This window comes from Halomonas faecis (assembly GCF_010993975.1).
GTDB classification, from domain to species: domain Bacteria; phylum Pseudomonadota; class Gammaproteobacteria; order Pseudomonadales; family Halomonadaceae; genus Halomonas; species Halomonas faecis.
On record NZ_JAACZO010000008.1, the window covers coordinates 43,261 to 65,125 of the forward strand.

Below are 21,865 nucleotides of genomic sequence, written 5' to 3' on the forward strand. Positions count from 1 at the left end.
TGCAGACCTGCCTCTTTCCTCTCTCACCGCCCTCTCTCCCGTGGACGGCCGCTACGCCGCCAAGGCCGCCATCCTGCGCGAACACTTCAGCGAGTTCGGCCTGATCCGCGCCCGGGTCACCGTCGAGGTGCGCTGGCTGCAGCGGCTCGCCGAGCAACCCGGCATCACCGAGGTGCCGCCGCTCTCCGCCGAGGCCACGGCCTTCCTCGAAGGGCTGATCCGCGATTTCTCGGTGGCGGACGCCGAACGCATCAAGACGATCGAAGCCACCACCAACCACGACGTCAAGGCGGTGGAGTACTTCCTCAAGGAGCGGATCGCCGAGGTTCCGGAGCTGCACGCCGTCAGCGAGTTCGTGCACTTCGCCTGCACCAGCGAGGACATCAATAACCTCTCCCACGGCGTGATGCTGACCGATGGTCTCCGAGCCCTGCTGCCGGTGATGCGTCAAGTAGCCGACGCCATCGCTGCGCTGGCCCATGAACACGCCGGGCAACCCATGCTCTCGCGCACCCACGGCCAGACGGCGAGCCCCACCACGCTCGGCAAGGAGATGGCCAACGTCGCCTACCGCCTGCGCCGCCAGCTCGCGCAGATCGAGGGCGTCGAGATCCTGGGGAAGATCAATGGCGCGGTGGGTAACTACAACGCCCATCTGGCGACCTACCCGGAGGTGGACTGGGAAGCCAACGCCCGCACCTTCGTCGAAGGCCTGGGGCTGACCTTCAACCCCTTCACCACTCAGATCGAGCCTCATGACTACATCGCCGAACTGTTCGATGCGGTGTCCCGCTTCAACACCATCCTCATCGACTTCGATCGCGACGTCTGGGGCTACATCTCGCTGGGCTACTTCAAGCAGAAGACCGTCGAGGGCGAGATCGGCTCCTCGACCATGCCCCACAAGGTGAACCCCATCGACTTCGAGAACTCCGAGGGCAACCTGGGGCTTGCCAACGCCGTTCTCGGTCACCTGGCCCAGAAGCTGCCGATCTCCCGCTGGCAGCGCGACCTCACCGACTCCACGGTGCTGCGCAACCTGGGCGTCGGCTTGGCCTACGGCCTGATCGCCTACGAAGCCTCGCTCAAGGGCATCGGCAAGCTCGAGGCCAACCCGGCGCGCATCGCCGAGGATCTCGACGCCAGCTGGGAGGTGCTCGCCGAACCGATCCAGACGGTGATGCGCCGCTACGGCATCGAGAAGCCCTACGAAAAGCTCAAGGAGCTGACCCGCGGCAAGCGCATCGATCAGCCCGGGCTCAAAGCCTTCATCGACACCCTCGAACTGCCCGAGGCGGTAAAGGAAGAGCTCAAGGCGCTAACGCCGGCCAACTACATCGGTAACGCCAGCGAGCAAGCCCGCAAGCTATAAGCTGGAAGAGCTGACACCACCAAGGTGAGCGGCGCCGGGGACAGGCCGTAGAGGGGGTCTTTTGCCATGGATGGCAAAAGTAGCGTACAGGGATGTATTTACAGCGCCCCTCGCAGGCCTGTCGCCGGAACAGCCGCGACTCGAAGCCACCCATGGCTTCAGCATTGCAAGAGGTAGCCCCAATGTCCTCCAATACCCCCCTGTCGATGCTCGGCGGCCTGAGCGCCGCCGAGTTCCTGCGCGACCACTGGCAGCGTAAGCCGCTGCTGATCCGCGGCGCCTTTCCCGACTTTCAATGTCCGCTCGACCCCGACGAACTGGCTGGCCTCGCCTGCGAGGAGGGCGTCGAGGCTCGCATCGTCGAAGAGCATGGCAACGATGGTCCCTGGCAGGTGAGCCACGGCCCCTTCGACGAGACCGTGTTCGCCGAGCTGCCCGAGCGCGACTGGACACTGCTGGTGCAGGCCGTGGACCACTACGTGCCGGAAGTGGCCGAGCTGCTCGATCGGTTCGACTTTCTGCCCCGCTGGCGACTCGACGACATCATGATCAGCTACGCCCCGCCGGGCGGCAGCGTTGGTCCCCATGTCGACCAGTACGACGTCTTCCTGCTCCAGGGCATCGGTCGGCGGCACTGGCAGCTGGGCGGCAAGGTGGCCGACGATGCACCGATCATCGCCGGCATCGACCTGCGCATTCTCGAGCGTTTCGAGGTGACGCCGGGGGACGACTGGGTTCTCGAACCCGGCGACATGCTCTACCTGCCGCCCGGCTGGGCACACCACGGCGTCAGCCAGTCCGACGACTGCCTGACCCTCTCGGTGGGCTTCCGCGCTCCCTCCGCAGACGAAGCGATCACCTCCTTTGCCGACTATCTCGGTGAACAGCTGCCCACTTCGCTACGCTACGCCGACCCCGACCTGGCACCGCCCGACGACCCCGGCGAGCTGGACGCCGATGCCGTAGCGCGCATGCGCCGCCTCATTCTCGACACCCTCGACGACCCCGAACAGCTGGCTCAGTGGTTCGGTCGTGCGATGACCCAACCCAAGTACGTCGACCAGCTCGTTCCCAACGAGACAGCGACTCCGGTCGACGATCTTGTCGCCGCACTACACGACGGCGAAACCCTGCAGCACATGCCCGGTTCGCGTTTCGCGTGGCATGATCTGGGCAACGGTCGCGCAACGCTGTTCGCCGATGGCGATGGCGTCGACTGCGAGCTGGGGCTGGCGCAGGCCCTGTGCGCGAACGCCCCGCTGGACGTCGAGCTACTGGACATCGCCGGCGCCGGCGAGACGATCACCGCTCTGCTGGATGCAGGCAGCCTCGGCTGGGTCGACGACGAGCAAGAGGAGTAGCCGCTGGATCAGCCCCGAGTACACGAGTACAAGAAAAGCGAGAGGTGAGAGATGACGCAAGTGCTGGAGGTCCATGAGGGCGACTGGGAGACACTGGGGCCCGAGGCTACCGAGATCCGCCACGCGGTATTCATCGAAGAGCAGCACGTGCCCCAGGCGGAAGAGTGGGACGGTCGCGACCGCGACTGCATCCACTTCCTCGCACGGCTCGATGGCCGACCGGTGGGAACCGCGAGACTGCTCCCCGACGCCCATATCGGCCGTGTCGCCGTGCTTGCCGAGGCACGCGGCCTGGGCATCGGCGTGGCGCTGATGCGGGCCGCCATCGAAGCGGCGCGGCGCGACGGCCACCCCGCCGTGGAACTCGCCGCCCAGACCCATGCCCTGCCCTTCTACGAGCGCCTCGGGTTCAGGACCTTCGGCGAGGCGTTCATGGATGCCGGAATTCCGCATCGCAACATGCACTTGTCTTTCACCCCCTGATATCTCCCCTCCGGCGAAATTCGGCTACAGGATCGCCTCCCTCGACAGCCTTCCTGTAGTCGAGCTACAACGCCTCCTGCCCCCAAGTGTCAATTGCCGAACCCCACTGTCGTGGGCCATAGTGAATACAAGACGAGGTTAAAACGACCGTTCGATCACTGACGGCTCGGTGCTTCACGGCGGTGCATTTTTCCTCGGCGATGGTTCGACCATGGCCGTAGAGACATCCTCCACGATCTGGTTGAACCTGATGACGACTTCGCAGGTGCAGCATGACCGGTTTCGGGGCCGGCCCTGCCACTGCGGCAAGCACGAGACGGCAGCGATGCGCCTCCCAACGGCCCTCGACGTCGACGCCCCCCAACAGATCGGAAGGATGGTTCCATGTCATACCAAGACGACATCAAGGCACTGGCTCAACTCCGCGAAGCCCAGCGCGGCAAGTGGGACAACGTCAACCCCGAGCATGCCGCTCGCATGCGCGCCCAGAACCGTTTTCAGACCGGCCTGGACATCGCCCGTTATACCGCCAGGATCATGCGCGAGGACATGGCCGCCTACGACGCCGACAGCTCGCAGTACACCCAGTCGCTGGGCTGCTGGCATGGCTTCATCGGCCAGCAGAAGCTGCTCTCCATCAAGAAGCACTTCGGTACCACCCAGCGCCGTTACCTGTATCTTTCCGGGTGGATGGTCGCCGCCCTGCGCAGCGAATTCGGCCCGCTGCCCGATCAGTCCATGCACGAGAAAACCACCGTGCCGTCACTGATCGAAGAACTCTACACCTTCCTGCGCCAGGCCGACGCCTGGGAACTCAACCACCTGTTCCGTGACCTGGAAGCCGCCCAGGAAGCCGGCGACAAGGCGAAGGCCGACGAACTGATCGCCAAGATCGATGGCCACGAGACCCACATCGTGCCGATCATCGCCGATATCGATGCCGGTTTCGGCAACGCCGAGGCCACCTATCTGCTGGCCAAGAAGATGATCGAAGCCGGCGCCTGCTGCATTCAGCTCGAGAACCAGGTGTCCGACGAGAAGCAGTGCGGCCACCAGGACGGCAAGGTCACCGTGCCCCACGAAGACTTCATCGCCAAGATCAACGCCGTGCGCTACGCCTTCCTGGAGCTTGGCGTCGAGGAGGGCGTCATCGTCGCCCGCACCGACTCCCTGGGCGCCGGCCTGACCCAGAAGATCGCCGTCACCAAGGAGCCCGGCGACCTGGGCGACCAGTACAACAGCTACCTGGACGGCGACGAAATCGCCAGCGCCTCCGACATCGACAACGGCGATGTAGTGATCAAGCAGAACGGCAAGCTGGTCAAGGTCAAGCGCTTGGCCTCCGGCCTTTACCAGTTCAAGCCCGGCACCGGCGAAGACCGAGTCGTGCTCGACTGCATCACCAGCCTCCAGAACGGCGCCGACCTGCTGTGGATCGAGACCGAGAAGCCCCATGTCGGCCAGATCAAGGGCATGGTGGATCGCATCCGTGAAGTCTGCCCGGACGCCAAGTTGGTCTACAACAACTCACCGTCCTTCAACTGGACGCTGAACTTCCGTCAACAGGTCTTCGACGCCTGGGAGGCCGAGGGCAAGGACGTCAGCGATTACGACCGTGCCGACCTGATGAACGAAAAATACGATGCCACCCCGTTGGCCCAGCTGGCCGACGAATGGACGCGCAACTTCCAGCGCGATGGCGCGCGGGAAGCCGGCATCTTCCACCACCTCATCACGCTGCCGACCTACCACACCGCGGCACTCTCCACCGACAACCTGGCCAAGGGTTACTTCGGCGACGAGGGCATGCTGGCCTACGTGACCGGCGTACAGCGCAAGGAGATCCGCGAAGGGATCGCCACCGTCAAGCACCAGGACATGGCCGGTTCCAACATCGGCGACGACCATAAGGAGTTCTTCCACGGCGACGCCGCCCTCAAGGCCGGCGGAAAAAGCAACACCATGAATCAGTTCGGCTGAACGACGCCACGGAACGACGACTGGAACCCTTGGGAGGCCTTGCGCCTCCCTTTTTTTCGTCTGCCCCTACCACTGGCTCAGTCTTTACCGACTTTGACAGCTCCGCTACGGCACCCTGTCATGGGATAGTGGTCAAATCTGGCACACTTGGTATAAGCTGATTAACAAAACAGTGTTCCCTAACTAACGGACTCGGTGCCGGCCGACTCGCCTGGCACTCAACAAGACTGCGGAGGTCTTCATGAAGCGTCTTCTCCCCATACTGGCCATCGGCATGCTGACACTAGCCGGCTGCGCCAACACCGCTCCTTATGGCGGCAACGTCTACAGCGGCAATCAGGCTGGCGCCGAACAAACGGTACGTTTCGGAACCATCCAGGCCCTACGCCAAGTGCAAATCCAGGCCGATAGCCGCGCCGGCGGCATCATCGGCACCGGCGGCGGTGCGGTGATCGGCGGCCTGCTGGGCAACCAGGTCGGTGGCGGCTCAGGCCGCACTCTGGCCACGGCAGCGGGAGCCATCGCAGGCAGCGTGGCCGGCAGCAAGGTCGAGGAGTCCGCCAACCGGGTCACTGCCTGGGAAATGGAAATCCGCCGTGATGACGGCATGAACGTCGTGGTGGTCCAGAAGGCCGACCAGGCTTTCGAGGTCGGCCAGCGCGTTCGCCTGGTCGGCAGCGGGACCAACGTGACCGTCGCCCCATACTGAGCGATTCGACGAGCCACCTACGCGAAGGCCCGCGGCTAATGCCGCGGGCCTTCGCGTTTCGGCGCCTGACGGCCCAGTCGCAGCCGTCGGATTCTCAGTCAGTGGAAGTCGGCCTTGTTAAGCCCCCAACTGGCGAGCTTGCGGGCGATGAGCACGGCGATCCCGAGAAAGATCGCAATCATCAGCATGTCCACCGGGCGCACCAGCGTCGTCGCCCCGAGTATGGCCAATGCCAGACTCCACACGCCCCGGTTGTCGTCATCGTGCTTGATGACCCGCGGCAGGATCTTGTCTAGGCCTGGGCTGACGGAGGCCTCCCAGCGCGTGATGCTCAAGAACAGGATGAGGGCAAAGGCAATCAACCAGATCACGATCTCGATCATGGGTAGTCTCCTGGATGGGTAAAATGGGGGTCGTGGTCAACCACGCGGAAAAGCGATTCGGGTAGGGTATCCGTGCCTCTTGGGCGGCGCAACCGCGCCAAAAGGCGTGAATGACGTTCAGCCGGCCCCGAGCGAAACTGAAATTCCCCCATGCCCCCTGACACCGCCAGCCATGGCACGTTACCATGGTCATGACATGCACTCACCGAAAGGTTCATCAATGCAGATTGCGCAGAATTCCGTCGTCGCCTTCCACTACACCCTGACCAACGATGCAGGTGAGGTGCTGGACAGCTCCGAGGGCCGCGATCCCCTGACCTACCTCCATGGTGCCGGCAACATCATCCCCGGCCTGGAGAAGGAGCTCGAGGGCCGTGAAACCGGCGAAAAGCTCAACGTGGCCGTGACCCCGGAAGACGGTTATGGCGAGGTTCAGCCTCAACTGGTGCAAGAGGTGCCGCGCGATGCCTTCCAGGGCGTCGAGGCCGTGGAGCCGGGCATGCAGTTCCAGGCGCAGACTCAGGGTGGACCGCTGATGGTCACCGTGACCAAGGTCGAAGGCGACACCGTCACCGTTGACGGCAACCACCCGCTGGCCGGCCAGAAGCTGAATTTCGACGTCGAAATCGCCGACGTTCGCGAAGCCAGCCAGGAAGAGGTCGAACACGGCCACGTGCATGGTGAAGGCGGCGCCGAGCACTGAGCCTTTGCACCGAACGCACTCACGGGGGCAGCCAGTCGGCTGCCCCCGTTTCGTTGCCGACCTCCGCCGACGCTTTTCAATGACGTAACGCCCCCCGCTGCGATGACGTCTTCCGCGAAGCTCCCCATGCCTTTCGTCGCCAGGCGAAATAGCGCGCCAGAACATTCAGAAGACGTTCTGGTTTGTGGGTATTCTTCCACACCCCGGCACTCGCCTTGGCGGCTTCCGACCAGGTCGGGTAAGGATGCACCGTACCCAGCAGCTTGTTGAGTCCGATGCCATGGGTCATGGCCAGGGTGAACTCGGCGAGCAACTCGCCGGCTCCGTGCCCGACCACCGCTGCCCCAAGAATGCGGTCTTTTCCCGGCACCGTAAGCACCTTGACGAAGCCTTCGGTGAGCCCTTCGGCGATGGCGCGGTCGAGCTCGGCAAGCTCATAGCGGGTGATCTCGTAAGCGATGTCACGGGCCTCGGCCTCGCGCTCGGAAAGCCCGACTCGCGCGACTTCCGGCTCGGTGAACGTGACCGCCGGCAGAGCCCGGTAGCTGACTCGAAAACGCTTGAGCTCACCGAACAGCGCGTTCACGGTGGCATGCCAGGCTTGGTGGGCACTGGCGTGGGTGAGCTGATAGGGGCCGGTGACATCGCCACAGGCCCAAACGTTGGGCAGCACCGACTGCAGCGTCTCATCCACCGCCAGAGTGCCGTCGGCGCGCGTCTCCACGCCCAATTCTTCCAACCCCATTCCCGACACGTTGGCTTGCCGGCCGATCGCCACCAGCAAGCGATCGAAAGGCAACCGCTCTTCCACTTCCTCGCCGCTTGCATCGCGTCGCTGCACCACCAGCGCATTGGCACCCTGTTCAGCGGTACCGGCCTCGACCCGCACGGCCCGCGTGCCCAGCCACACTGCAACGTCTTCATGCTCCAAACGGTGCTGCAGCACAGCGGCCACCTCGGCATCCTCGCGAGGCAGCAGTTGCTCACCCATCTCGACCAGGCTGACGTTGCTGCCCAATCGGGCGAAGCTCTGCCCCAGTTCACAGCCAATGGGTCCACCGCCCAGCACCACCAACCGCCCCGGTAGCGATTCGAGCTGCCATAGGTTGTCCGATGTCAGTACATCGATCTCGTCGAGCCCAGGCAAGTCCGGCACGCGTGGCCTGGCCCCGCTGGCGATGATCACGTGACGGGCAGTGAGCACACGCTCACCGTCCACCCCTGCGACCCGAACCCGCCACGGATCGTCGAAATACGCACGACCGGCAACCACTTCCACGCCCAGGCTCTCATAGCGTTCGCGGCTATCGTGGGGCTCCACCTCGCGAACCGCTCGCTCGACGTGCCCCATTACCTCGCGAAAGTCGACCTGCGGCGCAGCAGCATGAACGCCATATCGCGGCGCCTCGCGTATCTCATGGGCAGCACGTGCGGCACGAATCAACGCCTTGGAGGGCACGCAGCCGGTGTTGAGACAGTCGCCGCCCAGGCGGTCGCGCTCCACCAGTGCGACCTTGGCCTTGACGGCCGCGGCGATGTAGCTCGCCACCAGCCCCGCCGAACCGCCGCCGATGACGACGACATCGTGATCGAAGTGCGCCGGACGCGCGAAACGCACCGCCAGGCGCCGACGCTTGGCGATGGCCACCACCGCTCGCGCCACCCAAGGAAAGAGCCCGATCAACGCGAAAGAAGCGATCAGCCCCGGAGAGAGGATGCCAGACAGCGACTCGAGGTCGCCAAGCTCGCGACCGGCGTTCACGAACACCGCGGTGCCGGGCAGCATGCCCAATTGACTGACCCAGTAGAAGGTCCAAAGGCGCATCCGGGTGAGTCCCATCACCAGGTTGATGACGAAGAACGGAAAGATGGGAATCAAGCGCAAGGTGAAGAGATAGAAGGCACCTTCGCGACGCATGCCCGCATTGATGCGCTCCAGCTGCACCGCAAAGCGCCGCTCGAGCGGCGTGCGCAGTAAAGTACGAGCGATCGATGCCGCCAAGGTCGCGCCGAGCGTGCTGGCAAATGAGATGATCAAGAGGCCCCAGCCCAGTCCGAACAGCGCTCCGCCCAGCACGGTCAGCAGCGTAGCCCCAGGTAGCGAGAGTGCGGCCATGACCACATAGATGGCAAAGAAGGCCCCGATCACGGTGACGGGATCGCTGGCCAGCCACGCTTGGAAACGCGCCTGTTCTGCCTTGAGATTGTCCAGAGTCATGGCTTCATGGGCACCGCTGAAAAAGAAGGCGGTTACCACCAGACCGATCACCAGCACTAATAACAAGCGTCGCTTGGTCACGCGGGCACTCCTCATCACATCGACGTCGAGGTAGGGATAGGTGTACCTGCGTCGCCGTGCTCCCAACTTCCTTACATCGACTCGCTCTACGGGAACCCCGAGGGCGTCGCAGCCTCCAACCTATCACCCTCCCCTGGAACAGGCATGCATCATGAACTGGAAATTCCGTTTCAAGCCTCTGCTGCTCGCTGCACTGCCGACCCTCGTTGTCATGCCCGCCACAGCCGAGGACAGCGACGCCACTGCCCGTGCGTTGTTTGCCGGTGGCTGCTTCTGGTGCGTCGAAGAAGCCTTCGACAAAGTGGCAGGCGTGGAGGCCACCACCTCCGGCTTCAGCGGCGGCGACGTGGCCGACCCCAGCTACGAACAGGTGGTCGACGGCGGCACGGGTCACGCCGAGGTGGTCGAAGTCGAATACGACCCGCAGCGCGTCGACTACGAAACCCTACTCCATGTGTTCTGGCGCAACATCGATCCCTTTGCGGAGGGACGCCAGTTCTGCGACGTGGGCGAGAGCTACCGCAGCGCCATCTTCGCGCTCGATGAGCAGCAGCGCCAACTCGCCGAGGCCAGCCGCAACGCCCTCGCCGAACGCTTCGGCCGAGAAATTGCTACCGAGATCAACGACTTCGAAGCCTTTTACGCTGCCGAGGAGTACCACCAGGATTACTATCGCAAGAATCCGGTGCGCTACAACTACTACAAGGCCGCCTGTCAGCGCGAGGAACGCCTGGAAGAGATATGGGACGATGAAGCCGGCGGACACCGTGCCGGCCCCTCCCCCGGGTGAGCGCCCCGCGGACCACCCGACGCGGTGAGACAATTCACCGCACCGCTCGACGCCTCGCCAGGCAGACACACCCGCCGCAAAAGTGATTGAATCCCATTACCTTTCAAAGGCAAAAGGAGTCAAACATGATTCGTCACACGGCCGTTGCCGTCTTTCTCGGCTTGCTGAGCCTGCCCGCCATGGCAGACGACTGCTCCGTTACGGTGGAAGCCGACGATCAGATGCAATTCGATACCGATGCCATAGAGGTCAGCCAGAGCTGCGACGAGTTCACCGTCAATCTGGAGCACACCGGCACGATGCCCGTCGAAAGCATGGGCCACAACTGGGTGCTTACCCGGGAAGACGACATGAGCGATGTCGCCGGTGCCGGTGCTGGCGCCGGAGTGGACAATGACTATATCGAGCCTGGAGACGACAGGGTCATCGCCCACACTGAGCTGATCGGCGGCGGTGAAACCACTTCCGTGTCCTTCGCTGTGGATCAGCTCGAAGAAGGCGAGGACTACACCTTCTTCTGCAGTTTCCCCGGTCACTCCGGGCCCATGCAGGGCAGTGTCTCGCTGGTCGACTGAAGCGGTGAGAACCGACTAGCCAGAGCGACGAGGGGCGCGCCTGGCGCGCTCCTTGCTCCGCAAACTGATGGCGATGCCCAGAGTCGTCACCAGCACCAACCAGGAACCGAGAGCCACTCCGAACCATCCCCAACGCTGCCAAAACGGCTCCAGCCAGAAGCCACCCAGGCTCGCCCCCAGGTAGTAGAACACCAGGTAGAGCGCTGAGGCGCTTCCCCGGGCCTTCTCGGCCTGGCGACCGACCCAGCTCGATGCCATGGAATGGGCAAGGAAGAAACCAAAGGCATTGATGGTCAATCCGGCCAGGATCCAGGCCAGGGATTCCAGCAGGGTCAACGCCGTTCCCGTCACGAAGATGGCAATGCCCAGCATCATGCACACCGGCTGCGACAACCGCCCTGCCAAGCGTCCGGAGAATGCTGAGCCCAGCGTCCCCCCCAGATAGGTGATGAAGATCAGCCCCAGCAGCCGCGTTCCCAAACCGTAGGGTGCCTCGGCCAGACGAAAGGTGATGTAGCTGTATTGGTTGATGAAAATCAGGAAGTTCAGCCCACCGAGCACGTAGGCAGGCAACAGCAAGGGATGGCAAAGATGTCCAGTCAGATCGGCAATGGCCCTGCGCAACTCGAAGTGGCGCGGGGAGAAGGCGCGCGCCGGCGGCAGCAGTTTCCAGAACAGCACCACCCCCACCAGGGTCAGCAATCCCACCGTTGCGAAACTCGCCGACGTCCCCGCCAATTCCGCAACGGCACCGCCTACGATGCGCCCACCGATGCCACCCAGGGTATTGGCGCCGATATAGAGCCCTACGGCCGAGAGCAGTGCCGGCTTTTCGAACTCGTCTCCCATCCAGGCAATGGCAACGGCCGGCAACCCACCGAGCACGAAGCCCTGCACGGCGCGCAGCGCCAGTAGCGTCTCGTAGTTGGGAGCGAAGGCGAGCCCCAGGGAAAGCACCCCCGCCGCGAGCAAGGTCGCTCGCATGATGCCGCTGCGGCCGATGGCATCGGAGAGCGGTCCGAATACCAACAGGGAGGCCGCTACCGCCAGAGTGGCCACTGACATCACCAGGCTGATCGCCAGGGTCGAAACGCCATAGCCTGCCCGCAGTTCGGGCAACAGGGGTTGCGGCGCATAGAGGTTGATGAACACCAGCAAGGAGCCAAGGCACAACGCCAGGGTCGCGCGCCACCAAGCGGGGGTGCGGGCTTCGATCATTCCGCCATCCGCCACCCAACTGTGCGGCAATGACAGGAAAGCCGCCGAGCACTGTCACGCATGACGGAAGCCTCCAGCATGACCTCTTCTCCTCGCCCCCGAGCGGGACTGGCATGTGCGTTCGACCTACCCTTCGTCATGCAAGCTCACGCGTTGGGCCAGCAGGGGCGGAGCCAGGGTACGCCGCGCCTGCCAGAAGTGACGCTGCCAGTACACGTTGTCGAGGCGGGACAGCATCACTCCTTGCGAGGTGGAGGCATGCAGGAAATGGCCTTCGCCCACATAGATACCCACATGATCGTAGGCACCGGGTGGGCGGAAGAAGACCAAGTCGCCGACCTGTAGCGCATCGCGATCGACCGACTCTCCCTGATGGACCTGCTCGCCGGTGGTGCGCGGCAACGCCATGCGAAAGGTTTCCGCGAAGACCCGCTGCACCAGCGCTGAGCAGTCGATGCCCTGCGCCGAGCTCCCGCCCAAGCGATACGGCGTGCCGGCCCAGCGCTGGTGCTGGTCGAGCAGCGCCATACGCAGCCGTTCGGGCGGTGACGCACGAAGCCCCCCCGCAAAGAATGGCCTATCGGCCGGCGACATCAAGGGGTCCCAGTCGCTGGGTAGACCCGGCAGCTGACGCGCGAAGTAGTCATCCGGAGCCCGTTCGGGCTGCATCGATGTCGTGCTGCAGCCTAGCAGCAGCGATAACGGTAGCAACAGGCATCCGATTTGCAGGATACGCAACGCAGGCGTAGCGGCCATCCGGCGAATTCCTCGTTCCCTGAGCCGCCGGCCACCGCAACGCAACGCATTGCGGCGGCCCCTCGGGCAGTCGCTGTGGCAGTGGCGCAGCGTTTCGACGTACCACTGCCAAAGCGGCCTCACGGCGGCTCGCTGTCATGGCAAGCTGGCTCCCGAACGGGAACCCTTTCCGTCAAACTTGTGACTATACGATATCCGCCCGGTGCATGGCGAGCCGCTAATGCAGGGTTTGCGCATCACCTGGCAGGGTGTCGACATGCATGGGCGCCCAGTGACGAGCTCGCGCCCCTGGGAAGTCGAGGCTCGCCCATGGCCCCCCCAGCGGCGGCGCGCCGGTCAGCCAAGCGGCCAGCGCTTGGCGCATGCCGGCGAGAAAGCTCTCCCGCTCGGGCGTTTCCCCCATGAAAAACGAGAAACCGGCATACAGGCCGCGCGCATACGCGATCCAGTCCGCATAGCGTTCACCGGCCAGCACATGAGCCCGCTCCAGCACGTCAGCGAAGGCTTCCGCCTCCAGCCAGCCGAGCTGGCGTCCGGCAATGGCCAGATCCACGGCCTGAGCCAGATCCCAGGCGGTCAGATCCACGTCATTGCAGCCATCCTCGTTGTCGCGCACGCGACGCAGACGCAACAGGTGATGGCGGTCCTCCTCACTGCAATCACCGGACTCGAGCATGGCGATCTCGGAGGCGAGACGAGCCTCGTTGAGGGTATAGGGGGCGTAGTTGATCTGATACTCCTGCCGGTCGCCGGCTTCGAGCAGAAAGTCAACGAACTCGCCGAGCTCGGCACGCCCCGTGATGGCATAATGATCGTCGACCCACTCACGGATCGATAACGCCTCGCGCTCGCTCTCCACCTGGGGTTCGCTCCAGGCCGGCATGTTCAGCGGCCCCACCAGCGCCATGGCGGTGAAGCGTCGCAGCGTAGGACGTGGGCCAGGCTCATGCCATTCATGGCTGTGCCAGTCGAGCCAGTGGAAAGGGCTTCCGGGATCTTCCAGGTGCCAACGGATTTCTGCCGTCAGCGGCGGCTGTTCCGCCTCGGGCAGCAGCGCATCCCACTGTGCCCAGGCCTCGAGCAAGCGACGTGCATCGGGGTAGAAGCGACACAGCGTGCTGCGCAGCGCTTCGGCGAAACATTCCAGGGCTGTCGGCTCGAAAGCCTCGGTATCCATCGCCATCTGCAGGTAGAAGGCGTATTTCTCGGCCATGTGGATGGTGGCCGCATACCGGCACCCCTGCCGCAGAGCATCCCGAGCCGCCAAGTCGGCCGGCTGCGGATGGCCGAAGGCAGTTTCGGCGCTGGGCAGCGCGCCGTGGGCGGCATCGGCAGCCAACTGATTGAGGTGATGGGCCTGGGCCGGTAGCCAGTAGCGCGCCAGCGCCTCGGCGCCCTCCTCGGGATGCAGGTCCAGGGTTTCACTCAGATACTGCAGCGCGTCATTGCGGCGTTCCGCGGCAACGGGTGCCGGCGGCCCCTGACGGGTCGCCAGTTCCGGTTCGCGCACCGAGGCGAGCGCCAGCACCCAGTGGCGCGGCGAACGACGCCATTCGGCCATGGCACGACGGGCAGCCTGGCGTTCGGCAGGCTCGGCCAGCTCCTGCAGCGACGTGCGCCAGGGGCTCACCGGCGACTGCAGCAACAGCCGCCAGTCGCGGTCCAGCGACTTCAAACAGTTGTGCCCCTCGAACAGGCTGCGACCGCGCTGGTAGGCCCGCACCAGTGCCGACCAGTCACTGTAGCGATGCTGCACCAGTTCGAGGGCATGATTGGCAAAGTCCGCGGCTTCCGACGCCTCCAGCCAGCCCAGACAGGCCCCTGCCCAGGACAAGTCGACCAGCCGCAGCCAGTCCCAGGCCGCCCACTCCAGGGGCTCGCCCTGCTCCAGGAAGGCCAGCATGACGCAACCGTAGGCGGCATCCGGCACCGGCAATGCCTCACGCCATGCCCGACGTGCGGCGGCATCGGCCTGCAGCAGCCGCGTGGCATCGAGATCCCAGGCCTGACGATGGCCCTGTCCGGCCAGCCACAGCAGGCAGCGGATCAGGTCGTCGCGCCCCGCGATCTGCCAGCCCTCGGCCAGCCAGGTAGCGGCATCCGGCCAATCCTGGACCACCGCAGGCAGCGCCAACACGGGGGCAAAGGCAGCGCGCAGCCGCCAAGCACGTTCGCCGGGCGCATCGGGCCACAGCGGCTGGCCATGGCGCTCACGGGCCACCCAGTCGGACACCAGATTCCAGGTGACGCCCTCGCCTTCGTGTTCGAGCCTGGACAGTGCCTCGCAGGCCTCCCAGAAGCCGTCATCACCGCGCACCCAGCCTTCGGCGCTGCGCGCATGAAGCAGCGCTTCCAGCCAGGCATCCAGATCGGCATGGCGCGCCGTGATCTCATCGGCTAGGCGCAGTGCCCAGGCCCGCGCGCGCTCGACCGGAAGCCAGCCCGAGGCCCCGGCCAATGCCGTCAGCTCCAGGGCTGCGAGCAGCCGTGCCGGATCGACGCGGGTGCCGTCGAAAGCCTCGAGCAGGCACCAGCCGAGCTCACCACGATCGTGGATGCCCAACGCGGTCAACCGAGCCACCGCCGTGGGCGGCTCGACGTCCAGCGGATCGGGAGCAAAGGCCCAGTCGCAGAGCACCAACTGTTGGGCCCACCAGGCATTCAGGGGATCGACCAAGGCTCACCTCGACGTACCAAGCCACACGGGAGCAAGCGTTACCGCTCGCGAAAATGGCGCCTAGTGTAACGGAAAGCGCGCCGCACGCCGATGACCCAAGTTCGGAAAAGCACGAACTATGCCGCAGGGAGCGGCTTGGCGAAGCGTTTTAAATAATGCACACTCCAGCAACAAGATAATCAACATGTCTGGAGCTGCCATGCCTCACTCCTCCCTGCCGATCATCGATGCCGCCTATATCGGCGGGCAGTGGCGTCGTACCGAACGCCGCTTCGCCGTCACAGACCCGGCCACGGGCGACACCCTCGCCACGGTGCCGGATCTCACCGCCGACGATGCCCGCGATGCCGTGGCCGCCGCCGAGGCCGCCTGGCCCGCCTGGCGCCGCCGAACCGCCAAGCAGCGTGCCACCCTGCTGCGCGACTGGTTCAACGCCATCATGGCGCACCAAGAGCCGCTGGCCCGGCTGATGACCCGCGAGCAGGGCAAGCCGCTGGCCGAGTCGCGTGGTGAAGTCGCCTACGGCGCCTCCTTCGTGGAGTTCTACGCTGAAGAAGGCAAGCGCATGGCCGGCGAGACACTGCCCAGCCACGGCGCCGACAAGCGCATCCTGGTATTTCGCGAGCCCATCGGCGTGGTGGCGGCCATCACGCCATGGAACTTTCCGTTGGCGATGATCACCCGCAAGTGCGCCCCGGCACTGGCTGCCGGCTGTCCGGTGGTGATCAAGCCCGCCGAGGCCACGCCGCTCACCGCCCTGGCGCTGGCCAAGCTCGCCGAGGACGTGGGCTTCCCCGCCGGGGTGATCAACGTCATCACCGCCGAGAATCCGGCTGCGGTGGGCGAAGTACTGACCACCGACCCTCGAGTGCGCAAGGTCTCCTTCACCGGATCGACCGCGGTGGGTAAGCGCCTGCTCGCCCAATGTGCCGGCACGGTCAAGAAGGCCTCCATGGAGCTGGGCGGCAATGCGCCCTTCATCGTCTTCGACGACGCCGACCTGGATGCCGCCGTGGAGGGGGCCGTGGCCTCGAAGTACCGCAACTCCGGCCAGACCTGCGTGTGCACCAACCGCCTGCTGGTGCAGGCCGGCGTCTACGACGCCTTCGTCGAGAAGCTTGCCGCCCGCGTTGCCGAACTGAAGGTGGGCAACGGCCTCGACGAGGGTGTCATGCAGGGGCCGTTGATCAACCCGGCCGCCGTCGCCAAGGTGCGCACCCACATCGACGATGCCGTCGCCCAGGGAGCGCGCGTGGTGTGCGGCGGCGAGCCACACGCCCTGGGTGGCACCTTCTTCCAGCCCACCGTGATTGCCGATGTCACGCCGATGATGCGCGTGGCCCGCGAAGAGACCTTCGGCCCCTTGGCGCCGGTGTTTCGTTTCGACGACGACGCCGAAGCCATCACCCAGGCCAACGCCACCGAGTTCGGCCTCGCTGCCTACTTCTACGCGCGTGACTACCGGCGTATCTGGCATGTCATGGAAGGGCTCGAATATGGCATGGTGGCCGTCAACGAAGGCATTTTGTCTACCGAGCTGGCGCCCTTCGGCGGCGTCAAGGAATCCGGACTGGGGCGCGAAGGCTCGCACCACGGCCTGGACGAGTTCACTGAACTAAAATACGTCTGTGTCGGCGGCCTTTGATCGCCATCCACACGAAATGGAAGGAGATAGCATGAACAACGCACAGCTCAACGAACTCAAGCAGCGCTACGTCGCCAGCGGCGCGGCCAGCCCTGCCACGCAATTTGCCGACCGCGCCGAGAACGCTCTGATCTGGGATGCCGACGGCAACCGCATCATCGACTTCGCCGGCGGCATCGGCGTGCTCAACATCGGCCACCGCCATCCCAAGGTGGTCGAGGCGGTGAAAGCGCAGCTCGACCGCGTGATGCACACCTGCCAGACGGTGATGCCCTACGAAGGTTATGTGCGCGTGGCCGAGAAGCTCAGCCAGATCACCCCGGTGCGCGGCCACGCCAAGGTCATGCTGGCCAATTCCGGCGCCGAGGCACTGGAAAACGCCGTGAAGGTCGCGCGCGCCGCCACCGGCAAGAACAATGTCATCTGCTTCGATGGCGGCTACCACGGCCGCACCTTCATGACCATGGCCATGAACGGCAAGGTCGCTCCTTATGCCACCGACTTCGGCAGCATGCCCGGCAACGTCTTCCGCGCGCCCTTCCCGGTGCCCTATCACGGCGTCAGCGAAGACGAAGCCCTGCGCGGCCTCAAGATGGCGCTCAAGACCGACGCCAACCCGCGCGACACCGCCGCCATCGTGCTCGAGCCGATCCTCGGCGAGGGCGGCTTCTATCCGGCACCGCCGAGCTTTCTCAAGGCGATCCGCGAGATCTGCGACGAGCACGGCATGCTGATGATCATCGACGAAGTGCAGTCCGGATTCGGCCGCACCGGCAAGATGTTCGCCATCGAGCATAGCGGCGTGGAGCCCGACCTCATCACCATGGCCAAGAGCATGGCCGACGGCATGCCGATCTCCGCCGTGGTCGGCACCGACAAGCACATGGACGCCTCCGGCGGCAACTCCCTGGGCGGCACCTACACCGGCAGCCCGGTCTCCTGCGCCGCGGTGTTGGCGGTGCTCGAGGTGTTCGAGCAGGAGAACATTCTGGAGAAGAGTCGCGCGCTCGGCGACAAGCTGGCCCAGCGTTTCAGCCAGTGGGAATCACAGTTCGCCTGCGTCGACAACGCGCGCAACATGGGAGCCATGGCCGCCTTCGAACTGGTTTCCGACGAGAATGGACCGACTCCGGATGCCGACCTGGCCGCCGCACTGTGCAAGAAGGCCCGCGAGAAGGGGCTGATCCTGCTCTCCTGCGGCCTTTACGGCAACACCATCCGCTTCTTGATGCCGGTGACCATCGAGGACGAAATCCTCGAGGAAGGGCTGGACATCGTCGAGTCGGCCCTCAAGGAGCTGGTGGGCAGCCAGACAGCCGCCACCGCCTGAGCAGCGGCCCTACTCCAGGCTCGAAAACGACCGCCCGGCTGTCGCCAGCCGGGCGGCTTTCGTCGGCATGCGCATCGGTTCGCTAGAGGACGCTTACTCTCGCACCTTGGTAATGACCCAAAGCAGTACCACCGAACCCACCGTGGCCGTGACCAGCGAGCCGACGAAACCGCCAGCCTGAAGACCCAGCAGGCTGAACAGAAAGCCGCCGACCAGCGCCCCCACCACGCCGACGCCAATGTTGCCGAGGATGCCGAAACCGCCACCGCGCAGGATGTGGCCGGCGATCCAGCCCGCCAGCCCGCCGATGATCAACCACGCAATCACTCCCATGATCTGCTCTCCTCCTGCTGCTGGAAAAATGGCTCGCGACCGCAGCCTGCGATCCCGCCATGGACAACGCCGCGTGGCGCACGTTCAGAACGACGACCCCGGCTGCTCGAGGAAGGTCCGCTCCTCAGGAGTGGACTCGCGCCCGAGAACGGCGTTGCGATGCGGATAGCGACCGAAGCGCACGAGGATGTCGCGATGCCGACGCTCGAAGCGCAGGTTTTCCTCGAGCCCCGGCTGATCGAACAGACGCAGCGCCTCGTCGTGGATCGCCAGCGACTCGCTATGCATGTAGGGCATGTAGAGGAAAGCCCGCTGCATCGTCTCGAGCTCCCGATCCAGCTCGTGTGCCACCGCCTCCTGGGCCAACACCAGCGCGATGGGGTCGGTGGCGAAGGCCTGCGGCGTGTCACGGTGGATGTTGCGCGGGAACTGATCGAGCACGATCACCTCGGCCAACCGACCCTGCGCCGAGCGACGCCATTGCCATAGCTCGCCACGTGTCGCGGCCTGCAGCAGGGTGCCGAAGCGTTCCGCGATCTCGGCATCCAGCGCCGGATCCTTGCGGAACCACTGGGCAGGAACGAGTTTGCGGAACCAGAAATCGAGCACCTCATCGGCGCCCGGCAGATCGGTAGGCATGGGTGGCTTCCTCTTCCCTGTGACGGTCGGCGGCCTCGGCTCATGCTGCTATCATGGGCCTCTCTCGCGTTCGTCTTCAACCCAGGTGCGTTGCGATGCCACTCGTTCCACTGCTGGAAATGCTCACCATCCCTTTCAACCTGCTCGGGCTGGTGGTGTGCCTGGTCGGCCTGACCATGGCCCGCCGCCGCGAGCGGCGCTGGCCGTGGTATGGCATGGCCGGCGCCGGCTTCCTGATCGCCGCCACGCCCACCCTTCTCGCGCAGCTGCTGTTGCTGGAGTGACCCCGACGAGACGCGGACAACGCAGCACCGGCATGTCCCTATCGGTGGGAAACGGGTCGTTGCGGACATGACCGACAACGCCGACACTCTTCGGAAAGCCACCACCGTGAGAGTGTCTCCATGTCGCGCACCATCGCCATGCTGGCCTATCCCGGCTGTCAGCTGCTGGACGTCAGCGGCCCCTGGCAGGTCTTCGCCACCGCCAACGAGCTGAGCGGGCGCACGCTCTACGGCTTGCACCTGGCCGCGGCACAGCCAGGCAGCGTGACCACCAACGGCGGCCTGCCCTTGCAGGCCGACATCGACTGGCGGCATCTGGACGACCTGGCGCCCCTGGATACGTTGCTGATCGCCGGCGGCAGCGGACACGCGGCACAGTGCCGTGACCCGGCCCTGCTCGAGGTGCTGCGTCACCAGGCCGAGCGGGTGCAACGCCTGGGCGCCATCTGTACCGGAGCCTTCCTGCTCGCCGCCGCCGGCTTGCTGGACGGCCGCCGGGCGACCACCCACTGGCGCCACTGCGCTCGACTCGCCCGGGAGCACCCCGAGGTCGAAGTGCTGGACGACGCGCTCTACCTGGAATCCGGCGGCGTGCACACCAGCGCCGGGGTCACGGCCGGCATCGACCTGGCCCTGTCGCTGCTCGAAGCCGATCAGGGCAGCGAACTGGCCGGGCGAGTGGCACGCGAACTGGTGATGTTCCTGCACCGGCCCGGCGGCCAGTCTCAGTTCAGCGAGCTCCTCGCCCAACAGCAGAGGGCCAGCGGCCCCTTGCGCCGGTTGCTGGATCGGCTGCATGCCGACCCCGGCAAGCCCTACCGCCTGGAAGAGATGGCGAACTCCATCGCCGTCTCGCCCCGCCACCTGTCGCGTCTGTTCCGCCGCCAGTTGAACACCACCCCCACCGGCTACCTGACCCGCCTGCGCCTGGAACAAGCCAGGGTGGCCCTGATCGAGAGTCCTCAGCCGCTTTCCCTGGAGCGCCTGGCACGGCACTGGCAACTCGGCGGCGCCGAACAGCTGCGCCGCCTCTTCCTGCGCCACTACGGCATACCGCCCTCGCTGTATCGCCAGCGTTTCGGCCATCATCCCGACAACCGTGGCACCCCCTCACTCACCCCGGACGTCAAGGAGGCCCCATGCCCGTCAGCGTCACCCTGCTCTCCCTCTGCCAGGCGCTGCTGATCAGCGGCAACATCCTGCTGATCGCCGTCTCGCCGCTGATCGGCGCGAGACTCGCCCCCGACCCGGTCTGGTCGACCGCTCCGGTGGCCACCCAATGGCTGGGGCTGATGTGCGCGACCATACCCGCCTCGCTGATCATGGCCAGGCTGGGCCGCAAGCGCGGTTTCCTGCTCGGCAACCTGATGGGGCTCGGTGGGGTGATGCTCGCCGCCCAGGCGCTGGTCGGCGAGCACTTCGGGCTATTCATGTTCGGCACCTGGCTGATCGGCATTGGCATCGGCTTCGGCCAGCTCTACCGCTTTGCCGCCGTGGAGGCCGCACCCCTGGCATTGCGAGATCGTGCCATCGGTCTGGTAATGGGCGGCGGCGTGCTGGCCGCCTTCTTCGGCCCCTGGCTGGCCCGCATCAGCCGTGAGCTCGCCGACACCCCCTTTCTCGGCAGTTTCATGGGCCTCGGCGCACTCTATCTGACCGCCCTGGTGATCCTGCTGCTGACCCGCCTGCCGCCCCCCGAGGCCACCCACGGCGAGGGTCGGCCCCGTCCGCTCGGCGACATCGTGCGTCAACCGGTGTTCCTCGTCGCCGTGGTCTCGGCGCTGGTCGGCTATGGCGTCATGAACCTGGCGATGACCGCCACGCCCCTGGCCATGGCCGGCGCGGGTTTCCATTTCAACCACGTTGCCACCACCATTCAGTGGCACGTACTGGCGATGTTCCTGCCCTCCTTCGTGACCGGTCATCTCACCGCCCGCTTCGGCAGCCACCGGATGATCGTCACCGGTTGCCTGCTGCTGGCAGCATGCGGCGTGGTGGCGCAGGTCGATGGAGGCGTAGCCGGCTTTCACACCGCCCTGATCCTGCTCGGACTGGGCTGGAATTTCACGTTCCTGCCGGCCACCGGCCTGCTCACCGAGGCCTATCGCCCTGCCGAAAAAGCCCGCACCCAGGCGGCCAACGAATTCCTGGTCTTCTCCACCGTGGCCGTCACCGCCCTGCTCGCCGGTCCGCTGGTCGACCGGCTCGGCTGGACGCTGCTCAATGCCTTGCTGATCCCGTTGGCGCTGCTGCCCATCGCTCTGGTGTTCTGGCGACGGCTTGCCACACGCCGTCAACGCCCGCACATTAGCGGCTGACAGTACTGCG

General features: G+C 65.2%; 20 protein-coding genes. 13 read left to right on the plus strand and 7 right to left on the minus strand.

What is annotated here, in order from left to right; genetic code table 11:
- Positions 1–7 precede the first annotated feature (7 nt).
- The 5 genes from purB (at position 8) to GFD32_RS04725 (ending at position 5,905) form a co-directional block, all read left to right on the plus strand.
- The gene (gene purB / locus GFD32_RS04705) at positions 8–1,372 is read left to right on the plus strand and encodes an adenylosuccinate lyase (protein WP_163575435.1); all 1,365 of its coding nucleotides are present in this window, start codon (positions 8–10) and stop codon (positions 1,370–1,372) included.
- Between the two features lie 182 nt (positions 1,373–1,554).
- Positions 1,555–2,733, plus strand: coding sequence for a cupin domain-containing protein (locus GFD32_RS04710; protein ID WP_163575405.1), 1,179 nt, complete (start codon positions 1,555–1,557; stop codon positions 2,731–2,733).
- Positions 2,734–2,784: 51 nt separating this feature from the next.
- Positions 2,785–3,216 (plus strand): GNAT family N-acetyltransferase, encoded by a 432-nt coding sequence (locus tag GFD32_RS04715; RefSeq protein ID WP_163575406.1) that lies wholly within the window; start codon positions 2,785–2,787, stop codon positions 3,214–3,216.
- 384 nt (positions 3,217–3,600) lie between these two features.
- Positions 3,601–5,196, plus strand: coding sequence for an isocitrate lyase (locus tag GFD32_RS04720; RefSeq protein ID WP_163575407.1), 1,596 nt, complete (start codon positions 3,601–3,603; stop codon positions 5,194–5,196).
- Positions 5,197–5,437: 241 nt separating this feature from the next.
- Positions 5,438–5,905, plus strand: a complete 468-nt coding sequence (locus tag GFD32_RS04725) for an outer membrane lipoprotein (protein ID WP_163575408.1) — start codon at positions 5,438–5,440, stop codon at positions 5,903–5,905.
- A gap of 98 nt (positions 5,906–6,003) precedes the next feature.
- On the opposite strand, the gene GFD32_RS04730 is transcribed toward GFD32_RS04725, so the two are convergent.
- Positions 6,004–6,288 (minus strand): hypothetical protein, encoded by a 285-nt coding sequence (locus tag GFD32_RS04730; RefSeq protein ID WP_163575409.1) that lies wholly within the window; start codon positions 6,286–6,288, stop codon positions 6,004–6,006.
- A gap of 220 nt (positions 6,289–6,508) precedes the next feature.
- Here GFD32_RS04730 and GFD32_RS04735 point away from each other — a divergent pair, with 220 nt between their 5' ends.
- Positions 6,509–6,991, plus strand: a complete 483-nt coding sequence (locus tag GFD32_RS04735; RefSeq protein ID WP_163575410.1) for an FKBP-type peptidyl-prolyl cis-trans isomerase — start codon at positions 6,509–6,511, stop codon at positions 6,989–6,991.
- A gap of 76 nt (positions 6,992–7,067) precedes the next feature.
- On the opposite strand, the gene GFD32_RS04740 is transcribed toward GFD32_RS04735, so the two are convergent.
- A complete protein-coding gene (locus GFD32_RS04740) occupies positions 7,068–9,290 on the minus strand; it encodes an FAD-dependent oxidoreductase (protein WP_163575411.1) in 2,223 nt (740 codons plus the stop codon).
- 151 nt (positions 9,291–9,441) lie between these two features.
- Here GFD32_RS04740 and msrA point away from each other — a divergent pair, with 151 nt between their 5' ends.
- On the plus strand, positions 9,442–10,080 hold the full coding sequence (gene msrA / locus GFD32_RS04745) for a peptide-methionine (S)-S-oxide reductase MsrA (protein ID WP_163575412.1): 639 nt from the start codon (positions 9,442–9,444) through the stop codon (positions 10,078–10,080).
- Positions 10,081–10,205: 125 nt separating this feature from the next.
- Positions 10,206–10,655: an azurin gene (azu, locus tag GFD32_RS04750; protein WP_163575413.1), complete on the plus strand. Its 450-nt coding sequence runs from the start codon at positions 10,206–10,208 to the stop codon at positions 10,653–10,655.
- A gap of 15 nt (positions 10,656–10,670) precedes the next feature.
- On the opposite strand, the gene GFD32_RS04755 is transcribed toward azu, so the two are convergent.
- The 3 genes from GFD32_RS04755 to GFD32_RS04765 all read right to left on the minus strand — a co-directional run bounded on the left by GFD32_RS04755 (position 10,671) and on the right by GFD32_RS04765 (position 15,306).
- Positions 10,671–11,873 carry an MFS transporter gene (locus tag GFD32_RS04755; protein WP_163575414.1) on the minus strand — a complete coding sequence of 401 codons (1,203 nt, stop codon included), beginning with the start codon at positions 11,871–11,873 and terminating at the stop codon, positions 10,671–10,673.
- A 126-nt stretch (positions 11,874–11,999) separates the two neighbouring features.
- Positions 12,000–12,629, minus strand: coding sequence for a C40 family peptidase (locus tag GFD32_RS04760; protein ID WP_163575415.1), 630 nt, complete (start codon positions 12,627–12,629; stop codon positions 12,000–12,002).
- A 217-nt stretch (positions 12,630–12,846) separates the two neighbouring features.
- Positions 12,847–15,306, minus strand: coding sequence for a DUF1266 domain-containing protein (locus GFD32_RS04765; protein ID WP_163575416.1), 2,460 nt, complete (start codon positions 15,304–15,306; stop codon positions 12,847–12,849).
- Between the two features lie 199 nt (positions 15,307–15,505).
- Between GFD32_RS04765 and GFD32_RS04770 the strand changes: the two genes are divergently transcribed.
- Together GFD32_RS04770 and gabT are read left to right on the plus strand one after the other, a co-directional pair.
- On the plus strand, positions 15,506–16,951 hold the full coding sequence (locus GFD32_RS04770) for an NAD-dependent succinate-semialdehyde dehydrogenase (protein ID WP_163575417.1): 1,446 nt from the start codon (positions 15,506–15,508) through the stop codon (positions 16,949–16,951).
- A gap of 31 nt (positions 16,952–16,982) precedes the next feature.
- Positions 16,983–18,281 (plus strand): 4-aminobutyrate--2-oxoglutarate transaminase, encoded by a 1,299-nt coding sequence (gene gabT / locus GFD32_RS04775; protein WP_163575418.1) that lies wholly within the window; start codon positions 16,983–16,985, stop codon positions 18,279–18,281.
- A 93-nt stretch (positions 18,282–18,374) separates the two neighbouring features.
- Here gabT and GFD32_RS04780 read toward each other — a convergent pair whose 3' ends face one another.
- Positions 18,375–18,614, minus strand: coding sequence for a GlsB/YeaQ/YmgE family stress response membrane protein (locus GFD32_RS04780; RefSeq protein WP_163575419.1), 240 nt, complete (start codon positions 18,612–18,614; stop codon positions 18,375–18,377).
- An 84-nt stretch (positions 18,615–18,698) separates the two neighbouring features.
- Entirely contained in the window at positions 18,699–19,253 is a 555-nt protein-coding gene (locus GFD32_RS04785) for a DUF924 family protein (RefSeq protein WP_163575420.1), read from the minus strand.
- 95 nt (positions 19,254–19,348) lie between these two features.
- On the opposite strand from GFD32_RS04785, the gene GFD32_RS04790 reads away from it, so the two are divergent.
- The 3 genes from GFD32_RS04790 (at position 19,349) to GFD32_RS04800 (ending at position 21,855) form a co-directional block, all read left to right on the plus strand.
- Positions 19,349–19,537: a hypothetical protein gene (locus GFD32_RS04790; RefSeq protein ID WP_089682002.1), complete on the plus strand. Its 189-nt coding sequence runs from the start codon at positions 19,349–19,351 to the stop codon at positions 19,535–19,537.
- Positions 19,538–19,657: 120 nt separating this feature from the next.
- The gene (locus GFD32_RS04795) at positions 19,658–20,722 is read left to right on the plus strand and encodes a GlxA family transcriptional regulator (RefSeq protein ID WP_163575421.1); all 1,065 of its coding nucleotides are present in this window, start codon (positions 19,658–19,660) and stop codon (positions 20,720–20,722) included.
- Entirely contained in the window at positions 20,677–21,855 is a 1,179-nt protein-coding gene (locus tag GFD32_RS04800) for an MFS transporter (RefSeq protein WP_163575422.1), read from the plus strand. The genes GFD32_RS04795 and GFD32_RS04800 overlap by 46 nt, the downstream gene beginning before the upstream one ends.
- Positions 21,856–21,865 lie beyond the last annotated feature (10 nt).